This is a genomic window from Lignipirellula cremea (assembly GCF_056501455.1).
Genome location: NZ_CM151415.1, coordinates 4,158,689 through 4,173,629, shown reverse-complemented (window position 1 = coordinate 4,173,629; position 14,941 = coordinate 4,158,689). Strand labels below are relative to the sequence as shown.

General features: G+C 65.9%; 13 protein-coding genes. 8 read left to right on the top strand and 5 right to left on the bottom strand.

The annotated features are described in order from the left end of the window. Window positions 1-237: 237 nt before the first annotated feature. The 3 genes from SH602x_RS16370 (at window position 238) to SH602x_RS16360 (ending at window position 5,138) form a co-directional block, all read left to right on the top strand. A complete protein-coding gene (locus SH602x_RS16370) occupies window positions 238-2,688 on the top strand; it encodes a DUF1592 domain-containing protein (RefSeq protein WP_479473330.1) in 2,451 nt (816 codons plus the stop codon). 56 nt (window positions 2,689-2,744) lie between these two features. Next, window positions 2,745-4,178 carry a DUF1552 domain-containing protein gene (locus SH602x_RS16365; RefSeq protein WP_479473329.1) on the top strand — a complete coding sequence of 478 codons (1,434 nt, stop codon included), beginning with the start codon at window positions 2,745-2,747 and terminating at the stop codon, window positions 4,176-4,178. 87 nt (window positions 4,179-4,265) lie between these two features. After that, window positions 4,266-5,138: a sialidase family protein gene (locus SH602x_RS16360; protein WP_479473328.1), complete on the top strand. Its 873-nt coding sequence runs from the start codon at window positions 4,266-4,268 to the stop codon at window positions 5,136-5,138. 34 nt (window positions 5,139-5,172) lie between these two features. Here the strand turns inward: SH602x_RS16360 and SH602x_RS16355 are convergent, their stop codons facing one another. The 3 genes from SH602x_RS16355 to nadA all read right to left on the bottom strand — a co-directional run bounded on the left by SH602x_RS16355 (window position 5,173) and on the right by nadA (window position 8,001). Beyond that, window positions 5,173-6,426, bottom strand: a complete 1,254-nt coding sequence (locus SH602x_RS16355) for a hypothetical protein (RefSeq protein WP_479473327.1) — start codon at window positions 6,424-6,426, stop codon at window positions 5,173-5,175. Next, complete coding sequence (locus SH602x_RS16350; protein ID WP_479473326.1) at window positions 6,423-6,914, bottom strand: acetolactate synthase; 492 nt, start codon at window positions 6,912-6,914, stop codon at window positions 6,423-6,425. Before SH602x_RS16350 ends, SH602x_RS16355 begins: the two co-directional genes overlap by 4 nt. Window positions 6,915-7,005: 91 nt before the next feature. Then, window positions 7,006-8,001 (bottom strand): quinolinate synthase NadA, encoded by a 996-nt coding sequence (gene nadA, locus SH602x_RS16345; RefSeq protein ID WP_479473325.1) that lies wholly within the window; start codon window positions 7,999-8,001, stop codon window positions 7,006-7,008. Between the two features lie 445 nt (window positions 8,002-8,446). Here nadA and SH602x_RS16340 point away from each other — a divergent pair, with 445 nt between their 5' ends. From SH602x_RS16340 to SH602x_RS16320, 5 genes are read left to right on the top strand one after another with little or no spacing between them, the layout of a single operon-like run. Further along, window positions 8,447-9,964, top strand: a complete 1,518-nt coding sequence (locus tag SH602x_RS16340) for a KamA family radical SAM protein (RefSeq protein ID WP_479473324.1) — start codon at window positions 8,447-8,449, stop codon at window positions 9,962-9,964. 13 nt (window positions 9,965-9,977) lie between these two features. Then, entirely contained in the window at window positions 9,978-10,514 is a 537-nt protein-coding gene (locus SH602x_RS16335; RefSeq protein WP_479473323.1) for a YkgJ family cysteine cluster protein, read from the top strand. A gap of 19 nt (window positions 10,515-10,533) precedes the next feature. Next, window positions 10,534-11,565: a D-alanine--D-alanine ligase family protein gene (locus SH602x_RS16330; RefSeq protein WP_479473322.1), complete on the top strand. Its 1,032-nt coding sequence runs from the start codon at window positions 10,534-10,536 to the stop codon at window positions 11,563-11,565. After that, entirely contained in the window at window positions 11,562-12,620 is a 1,059-nt protein-coding gene (locus tag SH602x_RS16325; RefSeq protein WP_479473321.1) for a D-alanine--D-alanine ligase family protein, read from the top strand. Before SH602x_RS16330 ends, SH602x_RS16325 begins: the two co-directional genes overlap by 4 nt. Beyond that, on the top strand, window positions 12,617-13,123 hold the full coding sequence (locus SH602x_RS16320; RefSeq protein ID WP_479473320.1) for a GNAT family N-acetyltransferase: 507 nt from the start codon (window positions 12,617-12,619) through the stop codon (window positions 13,121-13,123). Before SH602x_RS16325 ends, SH602x_RS16320 begins: the two co-directional genes overlap by 4 nt. A gap of 15 nt (window positions 13,124-13,138) precedes the next feature. Here the strand turns inward: SH602x_RS16320 and SH602x_RS16315 are convergent, their stop codons facing one another. Both SH602x_RS16315 and SH602x_RS16310 read right to left on the bottom strand, forming a co-directional pair. Further along, window positions 13,139-13,489, bottom strand: coding sequence for a hypothetical protein (locus SH602x_RS16315; RefSeq protein ID WP_479473319.1), 351 nt, complete (start codon window positions 13,487-13,489; stop codon window positions 13,139-13,141). Window positions 13,490-13,589: 100 nt separating this feature from the next. Then, window positions 13,590-14,912, bottom strand: a complete 1,323-nt coding sequence (locus SH602x_RS16310) for a DUF1552 domain-containing protein (protein ID WP_479473318.1) — start codon at window positions 14,910-14,912, stop codon at window positions 13,590-13,592. Window positions 14,913-14,941 lie beyond the last annotated feature (29 nt).

The window sequence follows — 14,941 nt, the reverse complement described above, 5'->3', positions numbered from 1 at the left end:
CTCGTTCGAATCCACCAGAATAGGGACCTGACCGGAGGCCGTGCAGGCGCCGGACGACGCGGTCCGCGGATTCGACCGATTGCAGTGAACTTGACCGCTCGAATTCGGTCCCGCCGATCGATTGGCCGGGGAAGCGGGGCCATTCCTCGGTAGAATGGAGAGGCCCTTTTCCGCACGCGGTTCGCCCCGGTGCCTCATCGCCCGCCGCCGCCCCCCCACCCTCGTCCGGACCGAGCTTTGTTTCGTTCCCCGTCGCGTTTCTGTGCGATCGCCTTCGCTGCGGCTTGCCTCTGGCAGGCGGCCAACGCCGAAACCGTTCGTTCCGCCGAGCCGCAGGCTGACGTGCGCCAAACCGTTCTCGCGCTGGACGAACAGTTCCGCGCGTCGATCGGCCCGCTGGTCACGACCTTCTGCGCCGATTGCCATTCGCGCGACGAACGCTCCGGCGGGATCGCCTTCGACGCCGATCTGCCCGTCGACGAGCAGGTCGCGGCGGTCGAGAACTGGCTGAAGGCCGCGGACGCGCTGAAGCGAGGGGAAATGCCGCCCGGGGAAGGCGTGCAACCCTCGGACGACGAACGGGCCGCGATGATCGCCTGGGCGGAGAAGCTGGGCGCGACGCTGGACAGCGCGGATCCGTACGACCCCGGCGCCGTCGTCTTTCGACGCCTCACCCGCAGGCAGTACGAAAACACGGTTCAGGATCTGTTCGGTCTGGAATTCGAAGCCGCGTCGGCCGTCGGACTGCCGGAGGATCCGAAGGCGTTCGGCTACGACTCGATCGGCACGGCGCTCGACGTCTCCCCCACGCTGTTCGAGCAGTACGCTGCCGCGGCGGACCTCGTACTCGATCGCCTGATCGCGGAGAAGAGCCTGAAGGTCGTCGTCGAGGGCGAAGCGAGCCAATTCGAACTGCTCGGCCAGATGCCGACCGAAAAGAGCAAGGACGGCCCGCCGCCCGAGGCGACCGACGCGAAAGAGGGCGCCCGAATCTTCCGCGTGAATGCGAAGGTGACGATCGACGTCGACGTGCCCGAGGAAGGTCTCTATCGCGTCGCCGTCGACGGCTGGGGGCATAAGGGTCCGCCGTGGGAAACGTGGTGGCCGGAGCTATCCGTCGAAACGGAGGGCGCCGCGCCGAAGTCGCTTCCGATCCGGGCGACCGAGGAGGAACGCGCCGTCGCCGAGACGCTTCTGGCGCTGCCTGCGGGAAAGGCGAAGATCGTCCTCTCGTTCGAGAACGCCAAGCATGGCGCCGGCTGGCAGGAAAACGACCATCGCTTCAAGACCCTGGCGATCGACCGGATCGAAATCGACGGTCCCGCATCAGCCTCCGGCGCGGCGGTCGACGCCGAAGCCAACGAGCGGCTGTTCATCATGCGACCGGGCGATTCGCTCGCTCCGCGCGAAGCCGCACGACAGGTAACGCGGCGTCTGGCCGAACAGGCCTTTCGTCGTCCCGTCGCCGACGAGGAAATCGAGCGCCTGCTCACGCTGTACGACATGGCCAGCAAGCGCGGGCTCGGTTACGAACGTGCGCTGCGGCCCACGCTCAAGGCGATTCTTTTGTCGCCGGCGTTCCTGTTCCGGATCGAAGAGGATCGTGGCCAGGCGGCGGGCTTCGATCCCTACGCGGTCGACGACCACGAACTGGCGACGCGGCTGTCGTACTTTCTATGGGGCACGACGCCGGACGAGGAACTCCGGCGGCTCGCCGACGAGGGGAAGCTGCACGAATCGGAAACGCTTCGCGCGCAGGCGACGCGTCTGCTCGAAGATCCGCGGTCGAAGTGGCTGGCGGACGACTTCGCGATGCAGTGGCTGCGGCTGCATGAACTGGAAACGGCGCTCCCCAGCGAGGAGCACTTCCCCGAGTTCGACGCCCGGATCCGCTCGGCCATGCGGCAGGAGGCGCTCCTCTTCTTCGACGGTCTCGTCCGCGAAGATCGAAGCGTCGTCGATCTGCTCGATGCCGACTACGCGTATATCAATCGCGACCTGGCGCTGTACTACCGCTTCGGCAAGCTCGACGAGGGCTGGCGGAAGGAGACGATCGACAAGCGTCGCAATCCCGAGCGAGGCGGCCTGCTCGGCATGGGCGCCGTGCTGTCGATGACGTCCCACGTCGCTCGCAACAGTCCGACCCGCCGCGGCCAGTGGGTCATGGACGTGCTCCACGGCGACCCGCCCCCTCCGCCGCCGGCGAACGTGGAACAGATCGACGAGTCGGGCGACCTGTCGAAGGCGAAGTCGTTTCGGGAACTCCTGGCCCTGCATGCCGACGAGTCGTCGACCTGCGCCGGCTGTCACAAGAAAATGGATCCGCTCGGTTTCGCTCTCGACGAGTTCGACCCGGTAGGTCGCTTTCAGCGCGAACGGGGCGGCGAAAAGATCGACGCCTCCGGCACCTTGCCCGACGGTCGCAGCGTGAACGGCGTCGTCGAGTTGAAGCAAATCCTGCTGGCGGAGAAGGAGCGGTTCGTCCGAAACCTGACGGAACAGCTTCTCATTTACGCGCTCGGAAGAAACCTCGAATCCTACGATCGACCGACCGTCGCTCGCATCGTCGAACGGGCGCGGGAGAATGACTGGCGGATGCGGGAGATCCTGCTCGGCATCGTCGAGAGTTATCCTTTCCGCTACCGTCGCGACGTAGACGATCCGTTCGTTTTCGCAGCTCAACCGTAGACGCCGACACTAGCGATTGATATTCGTTCGCCACGAGACACGCGAAAGTTTCTGCCATGACCGCACGACCGATCTCTCGCCGTACGCTGCTTCGCGGAGCGGGCGCCGTCCTGGCCCTCCCCTGGCTCGAAGCGATGGTTCCCGGCCGCGTTTTCGCGGGGGGCGGCGCTCTTTCCACGGCGCCGATGCGGATGGGCATTTACACCGTCGCGGGCGGCACCGTCATCGAGTCGTGGAAGCCCGGGGCGCCGGGCGCGCTGGATAAGCTCCCTTCGATTCTGCGGCCGCTCGAAGCGCACAAGCAGGATCTGCTCGTGCTGAGCGGTCTGGCGCATCACGGTCGGGCGGAGGGCGTCAACGCGCACGAGCACTGCGCGTTCCTGCACCTGACCGGCGCCTCGGACGTCGCGAAGATCGACGGCAAGCCGAAGGCGCCCGTCTCGATCGATCAGCTTGCCGCGGAACGGATCGGGCACCAGACGTTCCTTCCGAGTCTGGAACTGGCGACCGAGCGCTCGCACGAGCGTCGCTATTCCTTCCGCACCAGCGGCGAGCCGGTCCCCTATGAGGACAATCCGCGGATCGCCTTCGACCGCATGTTCCGCGGACGGACGCCCCGCGTGCCCGATCGCTCGCGTCCCGAAGCTATCGCGACGACCGGCCCGGCGAAGGATTCGCTCGAACGGAGCGTGCTCGACCTGGTGATGGAAGACGCCAGGCGACTCCAGCGGAAGGTCGGTTCGACCGATCGCCGCAAGCTCGATCAGTACCTGGAGAGCGTGTCGTCGCTCGAACGCCGCGTCGCGCTGATCGAGGCCCAGGCGTCGCAGATGGCCAAAGACGGCGCCGGCAAGGAGGCGCCGATCCCGGGCGAGCTTCCCGAAACGCCCGACGCCTACGGCGAGATTCAACGGGCGAGCGACACCGATCCTGAGATTCAGGCCCGCTACATCGACCTGATGTCGGACCTGATGATCCTGGCATTCCAGACCGACTGCACGCGGATCGCCACCTTCGCCGTGGGCAGCGACGGGTCGCTCTTCCCCGGGGTGGTGACCGTCGGATTCGAGCGGCACTTCCACACGCTCGAACACCAGGGGGGCAACCCCGATCCGCGTCGCGCCGATCCGCTCGCCCGCGAAGCCTGCCGGCAAGTGAGCCACTGGTACATCCAGCAGTTCGCCCGGACGATCGAGAAGATGAGGGCGATCGACGAGGGGGGCGTGTCGCTGCTCGACAACACGATGCTCCTCTTCACGTCGTACATGGCCGACGGCGGCCACCATCGCCAGGACTTCCCGACGATGCTCGTCGGCGGCGCGCAGGGCTCCCTGAAGACGGGGCGTCACGTCGCCTATCCGATGGGAACGCCGATGAGCAACCTCTACGTGGAGATGCTCGACCGGCTCGGCGCCGGCGTCGCGGAGTTCGGCGAGAGCAAGACTTCTTCGGCCGCGGCGTTCGACGGCAGGTTGCCGAATCTGGTTTGACGCGTCGGCCGGAACTCCGGATTTCCCTCTGAGCGGAGGGTGTCAACCCTCCGCTCGCCTGACTCCTTCAGCGCCTGAGATCCCACTATGGCCTCCTCCCCCTGCTTCGTCGCGTTCGGCGAACAGGGGCTGCGCATGCGCAGCGACAACGGTCGAGACTGGTCCGAGCCGGTCGTCGAGAAGGAGAAGCTCTACTGTCGCAGCGCCGTTCACGGCGACGGGCGATTCGTCGTGCTGGCGACGCTCGGCGAGAAGACGATCTTCTTCGGCAGCGAAGACGGAGAAACTTGGGAACGCCTGGCCGAGAAGGATCCGTCGCAGGACGGGGGCAAGGTGATCGACGTCGCCTACGGCAACGGGCGCTACGTCGCGCTCGGCGGGCACATGGACGGTCACTGGACCATCGTCATGACCAGCCCCGACGGCAAGACCTGGGACGGCCCCACGAAGTTCGACAAGGAGCCTCTGCTGCTCCGCGTGCTGTTCGGCGGAGGCAAATTTCTCGCCTGCGGCTACAAGGGGCGAGTCGCCTTCTCCGAGAACGGCGAGAAGTGGATCGACGCCGAGCCGCTGCCGCCGCTCGACACGTTCATCAGCGTCGCGTACGGCAACGGCGTCTACGTCGGCGCGGGACTGCACGGGCTACGGATGCGGAGCGAAGACGGGTCCGTCTGGACCGACCGCGTGGTCGGCGAGGAGGGGGAGCACATTAACGCCGTGCTCTGGACGGGCGACCGCTTCGTCGGCGTGGGCCTCGGCGCGACGTACTTCTCGCCCGACGGCAAGGCGTGGGAACGCGTGCCGAATCGCGACGCGCCGGTCGCTTGCGATTACGGCGACGGACTGTTCGTCGGCTCCAACTGGCGCGGCAGGATCCTCGTCTCGACCGACGCGATCGCGTGGGAAGAGGTCCACAAGGCGCCGCATCACGTCAACGGCATCCGCTTCGGCGGAGCGTGAGCGAGCGAGTTTCTCGGCGACGTCGGACGTCCGCCTACATCGTCGTCGTCTCTTCAGGCAGCGGCAGGTTCGCGTCCTTCGTCAGTTCTTCGAGCCAGCGCTCGAAGGCTTCGACCGTGTCGAGCCGACGGTTGGCGACGTCGTTCGCCTCCCACTTGTCGTCGGGCTTGAGATAGAGCCGGGCCCGTTCGCCTTCTCGAAGGTAACGCCAGAGGGCCGTGCGAACGGACAGGCTCGTCCCCTCCGCCACAACGGCGTACGCGGCGGGATCCAGATCGCTGGACGTCTCCGCTTCGAGAAGTTCCGGCAGGCTGAATTCCACGGAGGAATTACCGATAGCGAAGAGCAATTTCGCGAGCAACGCGTCGCTACGGCGAACCCCCAGCGCCCGCGTTCCCGGAAAAACGCCGCCCGGGGGCAGAACGAAGAAGGGGACGTGCAGCCGCTCTTCGTGCAGCGTGAGGCCGTGCAACTCCCCTGCCCCGTCGCCGACGACGCCATGCTCGCCCAACGGATAGCCCCGTAGGCCCAGCACGATCAGCGTCGTCGGTCGCTTCGCATCGAGCCGCTTCCAGAGCAGGTGCAGACCTTCCGCCAGTCGGTCCCATGCGGCTGCCTGACCGGCCCAGGCGAAGACGTACGGCAGAAAGCGATCCGGATCGCGATCGCCGACGACGGAGTCCGCTGGCGGCGCGACTTCGGCATACGCGGGCGGGTCTTCCTCGTCGCGGAGCGCCTCGCGCCATTCGAGCGGCGCATCCCACGGCGCGTAGGCTCCGGCATGATGCAGCCACAGAACGTGCGACCGGTCGGGCGGCGCCGACCGAAGAGCCAGGATCTCCCGCTCCGCCTTCGCGAGCCAGCGCAGGGCGTGCGTTTCGTCCTCGTCGTTCGCGGGCGAAGTCGCAGGCTCCAGATCGAACGGCGATCGGCTGCCGAAACAGGCCGCGAATTCGCCGCCGCTATTGGTCGCGAAGTCTTCCAGATCGCCGGCGAGGCGAATCGAAACGCCCGATTCCGCCAGCCTCTTCAGCGCTTCGGCGACCGACGGCGACGCGGTCGCACCGGTCAGCGCGGCGAGAACGGCTTCCAGCGAAGCGCCGGGCGCATCGACGAAATCGAACGTGACGGCGCTCGTTGCGAGCGCGTCCCAGCCCGGCGTTGGAAGCGACGTCTGTCCGTACGCGCCCGCTGCCGCGACGCCGAAACCGTCAATCGTGACGACGAGAACGTCGCGGGCGGCCGTGTTTTCCGCCGGAAGGGTGGACGATGTCTCCTCGGCGCTCAATCCTCGGCCAGATCTTCCTCGGAGATCACGTCGATCCCCTTCTGCCGCAGCGTCTCGAGCGATCCGTGGAGGTTGTCGACCATCAGCGCGATGCACTTCCGGCGACCCGGGGCGCCCAGCAGGGACGTGATCTGGATGATGTTGATCTCCGCCTGCATCAGCGCGGAGCAGACGCTGAGGATCGGATTGGCCTCGTCATCGAGCGCCACGCCGACCAGTTCGGTCTCGATGATCGCCAGGCCGGCCCGCTCCAGGATCTCCCGCCCGATGTCGGGATAGCTGAGGATCATCCGAACGACGGAGCATTCCGTCGCGTCGTTGATCGAGAGCGCGACGATCCGAACCTGCGACCCTTCGAACCGGCGGAGCACCTCCATCAGGAGTTGCCCGACCCGGTTTTCGAGGACGACGGTGAACTGCCGGATCGTGGGGAAGGTTTTGCCGCGCAGCGTGGAGAGATCGGGTGCAGCGCCTTCGCCGAAACTCATGGAGCGTCCTCGGAGCGAGCGGTCGGATCGCGTCGGTGCGAGAGGCCCAGCCTACCGCGCCGGGACCTTCCGTGAAATTAGGCGCCTGAGCCTATTCGAGCAGGCTGCGGCGGAGCGAGTATTCCGCCTGGGCGAAATACGGCTGCATCTCGATCTCCGGCTTCTCGTCCCGGAGGCAATCCCGCAGCTTTTCCAGCGTGTTCCGCGCCATGTGCGGGCACTTGTTGCACGCGCACGCGATGCCGGGAACCGGAAGGTACGTGTGCCGCGGAACGGCATGCTCCAGTTGCCAGAGCATGTTCGCCTCCGTGGCGACCAGGAACTCCTGCGGCTTCTCGAACGAGGCGACGTACTTCAGCATGCCCTGCGTGCCGCCGACGTAGTCGCTGTGCTCCCGCATGTTCGCCGGACATTCCGGATGGGCGATCGTCAGCGAGGCGGGATGCTTCCGCTTCATGACCAGCAGGTCGCTGAGGCTGAAGATCTCGTGCACCATGCAGGAGCCCTGCCAGAGAATCATCTTCCGGCCGGTCACCTCCTCCAAGTACCCCCCCAGGTGGCGGTCGGGCACGAACAGGATCTCCTTCCCTGCCGGAACGCGGCGGATGATCTCCTCCGCGTTGCCGGAGGTGACGATCCAGTCGCAAAGCGCCTTCACCGCGGCGCTGGTGTTGATGTAGGCGACGGTCTCGAAGTCGCGACCTTCGGCACGTAACTGGGCCTGGAACGCGGCGAGCTTGTCCGCAGGGCACGAATCCGACAGGCTGCACCCCGCGAGCAGATCGGGCAGGAGCACCTTCTTTTCCGGGTTCAGAATCTTGGTCGTTTCGGCCATGAAGTGAACGCCGCAGAAGACGACGATCGGGTTTTCGACCTTCGTTCCCGCGCGGGCGAGTTGCAGGCTGTCGCCGGTGAAGTCGGCGATCTCCTGAATTTCGCCGTCCTGGTAATAGTGGGCCAGGATGACGGCGTTCTTACGCCGCTTCAGGTCCAGAATCTCGTCGATCAGGATCTCGGGATCGACGTAGGTTCGCTTCGGGGAGAAAGGAGAATCGCCCAGCAGGGGCAGGCTCGTTGCGTCGCTCACGGACGTTCCTTGTTTTTAACGTGGCGGAGGATCAACCCACAGGATTGCCGCATCGCGGACTCGATCGTTTGGATGCCTCAGCTAGCGTGGAGGTCACGCCGGCTCCGGCTCGAATCGCGCGATGGGCCATACTAGCTTGACGCATTTCCGGGAACAAGGATCGCGGGCGGCGCAGAAATACCCCCGATCGGATGCCTGGATGATTAGTTGGGTAGCGGAACTTCGAGCAATCAGGGGAACGAGGGAAGATTCTTCGCCGTTTGCGAATTCTCTCAGTTGACGTAATCGAAACGGACTGCAGAATATCGCCAGTTTTGCCGGAGCCGCACGCAGCGCCGGCGAGACTCAGGCGCCGCGGCCGACTTGGATCGACGAACAGGACCGTTCGCCGACGATCGACCGAGAGCGGCGCCGTCGCTGGCCTACGATGGAGCTGTACGGTCTCATGCGAGTCGCTCGCGATACGGAGTGCGACCAACGTAAGGGTGTCGACGAAGAGGAGCCTCCCGGGTCCGCCCGGATAGACGAACGAAGACCCGACGAATTACGACCCGACGAACCAAGGCTTAACGGCGGCGGCCCCGTCATCGGCCGCCACGATCCGCCCGTCCATCCGGGACGCCGCGTCGATTCGCAGGCGGATGAAGCGTCGTCGCTGACGCCGCATTTGCCCGCCTCGTTCCCCGGACGCGACGCTGCCGCCGACCAGCCCGCGAAGGTCGAACCGGCCGCCCCCGCCGCGAATCTGCGGCGAGCCGCGATCCGGCCCCCAGCGGAAGGCGCCCTCACCCGCGCGTTCCGGAAGCGCTTCTTTCGGGGCGTCTCCGACCGCGAATGGAACGACTGGCGCTGGCAGACGCGCAGCCGCTACCGAACGCTGGCGCAGCTCGATCAGGTCCTGCGGCTGTCCGACCCCGAACGGGAAGCCCTCGTCCAGAAAGGGACGATGCTTCCCGTCGCGATCACGCCGTACTACATGAGCCTGCTCGATCCGGAGGATCCCGATCAGCCCCTGCGGAAGACGGTCATTCCGTCGTCGGCGGAGTTCGTCCGAACGCCGGGCGAGGCCGACGATCCGCTGGGCGAGGACGGCCATAGCCCGGTGCCGGGGCTGGTGCATCGCTACCCCGATCGCGTGCTGCTGCTCGCGCACGATTTCTGCTCGACGTACTGCCGCTACTGCACGCGGTCGCGGGTCGTCGGGCATCACGAAATCATGCCGAACGAAGCCCGGCTCGAGCAGGCCTTCGATTACTTGCGAAAGACGCCCGCCGTTCGCGACGTCTTGCTCTCGGGCGGCGATCCGCTCGCGCTCGGCGACGATCGTCTGGACTGGATTCTCTCGAAGCTGCGGGCCATTCCGCACATCGAGTTCGTCCGCATCGGCACCAAGATGCCGGCCGTGCTGCCGCAGCGGATCACGCCGCAGCTCTGCCGCATTCTGAAGCGTCATCATCCGCTCTGGATGAGCGTCCATTTCCTGCACGCCAGCGAATGCACGCCCGAGGCGACGAAGGCTTGCGCGCGGCTCGCCGATTCGGGCATCCCGCTCGGCTGCCAGACGGTGCTGCTGAAGGGAGTGAACGACTCGGTCGAGGCCATGAAGGAACTGATGCACCGCCTGCTGACGATGCGGGTGCGGCCCTACTACCTTTATCAGTGCGACCCGATTTCGGGCTCTTCCCACTTCCGGACGTCGATCGAGAAGGGACTGGAGATCATCGCCGGCCTGCGCGGTCATACGACCGGCTACGCCTGCCCCACCTACGTCGTCGACGCGCCGGGCGGCGGCGGGAAGATTCCCCTGCTGCCGAACTACCTCATCGGGCGCGAGGGGGACGACCTGCTGCTCCGTAACTTCGAAGGCAAGACGTACCGCTACCGCGACCCGGTCGGCGAAACGGCGCCGGCGGAATCCGCGATGCCGGACCCGGAGTTCTCGCTTCCGATTCTTCAAGGCTGAGCGAGAGAGAGCGATGATCGAACTTGCGATTCTGGACGACGGGGATTTCCTCTGCGTCCGATGTTCCCGGAGGCAGAAGACCTGCTGCCAGACGTGCGAAATCTATTGCACGCCGGGCGACGTCGCGCGGATCGAAGCCTTCACCAGCGAGACGGACTTCACCGAGTTCCGGCGCCCTGACGACCCGGTCTATCTCGACCAGGACGACGATCCGCTCTGGGCGGCGCATGTCTTTCGCGAGGATAACAGCCGCCGCGTCCTCAAGCGGAAGCCGAACGGCGACTGCCGGAATCTGGGCGAGGCCGGTTGCGTGCTGCCGTACGAAGTGCGGCCGCTCGTCTGCCGGCTCTATCCGTTCGATTACGACGCGAACGGCATCAAGGACGAACTCTGCTCGGGCTGCCCGACGTACCTGTTGCCCGAAGGAGTCGGACTGGTGCAGGCGCTCGATATGAACCGCGCCGCCGCGGAGCGCTGGCACGGCATGCTCTACGATGAGTTGCAGCGCGAACCGAAACGCGATCTGACCGTTCGCGGAAGCGCCTCTTAAAACCCCTTCGTTCTGTGCGATGAACATCGGCCTGACGTACGACCTGCGATCGGAATACCTGGCGGCAGGCTACTCCGAGCTCGAGACGGCGGAGTTCGACCGCGAAGAGACGATCGACTTCCTCGCCCAGACGCTGGAGGCGCTCGGCCATCGCGTCGATCGCGTCGGCCACGTTCGCCAACTGGCGGCCCGGCTCGTCGCCGGCGATCGGTGGGACCTGGTCTTCAACATCTGCGAAGGTCTTTCCGGACCTTCGCGAGAGGCCCAGGTCCCCTGCCTGCTGGAGACGTACGGCGTTCCCTGCGTCTTCTCCGACGCGCTGCGGATGGCGTTCTGTCTGGAGAAGGGGCTGACGAAGACGATCGCCGCGGCCGCCGGGGTTCCGACTTCGCCGTTCATGACCGTGGCGTCGGGCGCCGACGCGGACGCGGTTTCCTTCGACGGTCCGTGGTTCGTGAAGCCGATCGCGGAAGGGACGGGCAAAGGATGCGATCCGGCGTCCATCGTCCGTCGGCGGGAGGACCTGCGACCTGCGTGCGAACGGCTGCTCGAACAGCACCGCCAGCCCGTTCTGGTCGAACGCTTCCTGCCGGGGCGCGAGGTGACCGTCGGCATCCTCGGCACGGGCGGCGAAGCGGAGGTTCTCGGCACGCTGGAGATCGTGCTGCTGGACGAAGCGGAGCCGGACGTCTATTCCTACGAGAACAAAGAGCGCTGCGAAGCGCTGGTTGAGTATCGCCCCGTCTCGTCTCTTCACGACGCGATGGTCGCGGAGGCGGAGCGGATCGCCCTGCATGCCTGGAAGGCGCTCGGCTGTCGCGATGGAGGGCGGATCGATCTGCGATGCGACGCGGAGGGGCGACCGCTGTTCCTGGAGGTGAACCCGCTCGCGGGGCTTCATCCGCAGCATTCCGACCTGCCGATGATCGCCACGTCGGTCGGCGTTTCCTACGTCGATCTGATCGGTCGCATCGTCGCCTCCGCGGCGAAGCGGATTCCCGCGTCCGTCGCGACGTCGAGCGGGCAAGATCGCGCAGGCGAAGCGGCATGAGCGCGGAGATCGCAGCGCTTCGACGATTCACCCGCGAAGGTCGGCCTCTCCGTGCGTTGATCCTGAGGCACGAGCTATCGCCCGACGCGTCCATCGCCGATCGGGACGTGCTGGCGCAGGTCGAGGCGGTCGAGCGGGCGCTGCGAACGCTCGGCTGCGAAACGTCGATCGGCCAGTGCGGCCTGGACCTATCGCGATTGCAGGCGACGGTCGCCGCGCAGCGACCCGACTTCGTCTTCAACCTCGTCGAATCGCTCGGCGGATCCGACCGTCTGGCGCCCATCGTCGCGGCGGCGCTGGAAACGCTCGGCGTACCGATCACGGGAAGCTCCTTCGCCGCCTGGTCGGCCAGCAACGACAAGGTGCGCGCGAAGGAACTGCTGCTCGGCGCCGGACTGCCGACGCCTGAATGGTGGTCGCCCGAGTCGTTCGACGTCGACGCTCCGGCGGGAACTCGCGGCATTTCGAAGTCGACCGTCGAACACGCCTCGCTCGGGATCGACGACGCTTCGATTCTCGTCGCAGGCGAGATGCGGGCGCCGGAAGATCCAGCAGGCGAAACGTTCGTCGAGCGGTTCATCGAGGGGCGGGAGTTCAACCTGTCGCTGCTGGCCCGCGAATCGGGCGACGGCGTGGAGGTTCTTCCGCCGGCGGAGATCGTCTTCGTGGACTATCCGCCCGAGAAGCCGCGGATCGTCGGCTGGGCGGCGAAGTGGGACGAGGCGTCGTTCGAGTACGGCGCCACGCCTCGCCGTTTCGACTTTCCGGCGAGCGACGCGGAACTGCTGAGCGAACTCGAATCGCTCGCCGTCGCCTGCTGGCGGACGTTCGGCCTCGCCGGCTACGCCCGCGTCGACTTCCGCGTCGACGAGACAGGGAAGCCCTGGATTCTGGAGGCGAACGCGAACCCCTGCCTGGCGCCCGACGCCGGTTTCGCCGCGGCGCTCGCTCAGGAAGGCATCGTCTACGAATCGGCGATCGAACGCATCGTCACGGCGGCCCTCGCCTACCGAGGGATGCGATCTGCGAAGCCCGTTCCTGCGGAGGCGACATGAGCGCGACCCGGCCGCCGCTCGCGCTGCGTTACGAACCGGGCGCGAGCGACATCGCAGCGATCCGCGACCTCGTCGATCGGACGGCCTACTTCAATGCGGAGGAGGTCGCCATCGCCGCGGAACTCGTCGAAGAGCGCCTCACGAAGGGAGAAGCGTCGGGATACGAGTTCGTACTCGCGGACCACGAGGCGGGAAAGCTGATCGGCTACGTCTGCTTCGGAAAAATCCCCTGCACGACGAACCGCTTCGACCTTTACTGGATCGCCGTCGAACCGGACAAGCAGGGACAGGGGCTCGGACGCGAACTGCTGCGCGCGGCCGAGGAACGGATCGTCGCGCTCGGCGGAGCGCGGGTTTACGTCGATACTTCGACCAAGCCGCAGTACGCCTCGACGCGGGCGTTCTATGAACGCTGCGGCTACGAACTCGACGCTGCGCTCGAGGGCTTCTACGGACCGGGCGACGGCAAAGCGATCTACCGCCGGATCTTGAAATCCGACTGAGTCCGCCGCCGTCCGTCACGACGCACGGAACGTCGACTCGAAACTAACGCTGCCGTCGGGATGGAACACCACGGCCTCGACGACGAGCCCGGCCAGTTCTTGCGCCGTCTTGCAAGGCGAGAACAGAACGTCGCCCAGGAAGCTCCGCGTTTCGTCGGCGATCGCTTCCGGCACGATGAAGTAGAAGCTGATCGACTTCGCCTTCGACCCGCGGTTTTCGCGCCACGGTCCGATGCGACGGAGCGCTTCGAGCCAGTCGCCTTTCAGCGTTCCGACGGAGGCGGCTTCGATCCGAACGAGCGAGCCGTAGGTTCTCCGGAACCCGAACAACCCGCCGACGAACGATTCGTCGAACGTGACCGCCATCGGCGCATCCGTCCTACCAGAAAAAAACGGGCCTCGCGAAGAAGCGAGGCCCGTCATCGTATCGCGCGGACGCGCAGGACTCGAATCGAACGAGCCCGAATCAAACGAGGTCGCTCAATGCCCCGTCGCTGCAGTAGTCGGGGTTGCCGAACGTTTTCAATTCGTGACCGAATCCGTGGGCGAGCGACAGGAGCAGGCGGTTGTGCGGAACGTGCTTGTACTGAAGCGCCCGGCCCATCTTGTAGTCGAGGCCGCCGCCGACGAGGACGAACGGGATGTCGTCCAGCGTGTGACTGTTCCCTTCGCCCAGCTCGTTCGTCCAGACGATCAGCGTGTTGTCGAGCAGGCTGCCCGGACCGCCCGGCTCGGGCGTCTCGTCGAGCCGCTTGACCAGGTAGGCGAGTTGCTCGCAGTACCACTGGTTGATTTTGACGAGCTTCTTCTGCGCATCCTCGTTGGAGTTCGGCTCGTGCGACAGGGCATGATGCCCCTCGTCGACGCCGACCCAGGTCATCCGCGCGCCGCCCACGGAGTTCGTGATCTGCAGCGACGCGACGCGGGCGAAGTCGGCCTGGAAGCTGCTGACCATCAGGTCGATCTGCATCTTCGCCAGCTTCGGGATGTTGTCGTTTTCTTCCCGGATGCCGGGCTCCAGTTCGGGCGTCGCGTGAGCGATCGCGGCGCCTTCGCTCGACGATTGCAGTTCCTGCTCCATCGCGCGGACGAAGCCGGCATGTTCCTCGAGCAGCCGGCGATCTTCCGTCGAGACGATCGACTTGACCTTGGCGAGGTCTTCCTGCAGATCGTCTAGGACGCTGCGCAGCGTCGCCTGATCCTTCACGTTGCCGTACAGCTTCTGGAACATCTGGTACGGGTCGTCGATCGGCGCGATCGGCTTGTTCGCGCCGGAGTACGACATCCGCGTCCACGTGTCGGCCCGGTCGGGCACGCTGACGCCGAATTCGAGCGAGCCGAAACGGGTCTTCGTCGCCGGATTCGCCTGCAGGAAATTCTTCAGTTCCTGGTCGATCGAGATGCCGCTGGCCCAGCCGGCCGGAGTGTGCGAACCGCCCTGAATGTTGCCGGGGTAAAGCTCGACGCCGGTCAGCAGGCAGCCGATGCCGCGCATGTGGTTGTCGCCGTCGCCGCGGATCTTGTCGCAGACGCCGTGCAGGGTCAGCGTGCGATCACGGTAGGGTTCCAGCGGCGCGAGGATCTCCTTGAAGGCCTTCAGTTCGCCCGCTTCGTCCGGCCAGAAGTCCTTCTTCACGATCCCGTTCGGGCTGAACATCACGACCAGGCGCTTCTTGCGACCGGTCGAGCTTTCCATCCCGAGACTCGGCAGGTTGCAGAGAAACGGATACATCGCGGCGCTCAGGCCGAGCGTCTTCAAGAACGAGCGGCGATCGACGTAGGCCGGCATGTCGGTCTCTCCGAAAGTTGATCTGCGAC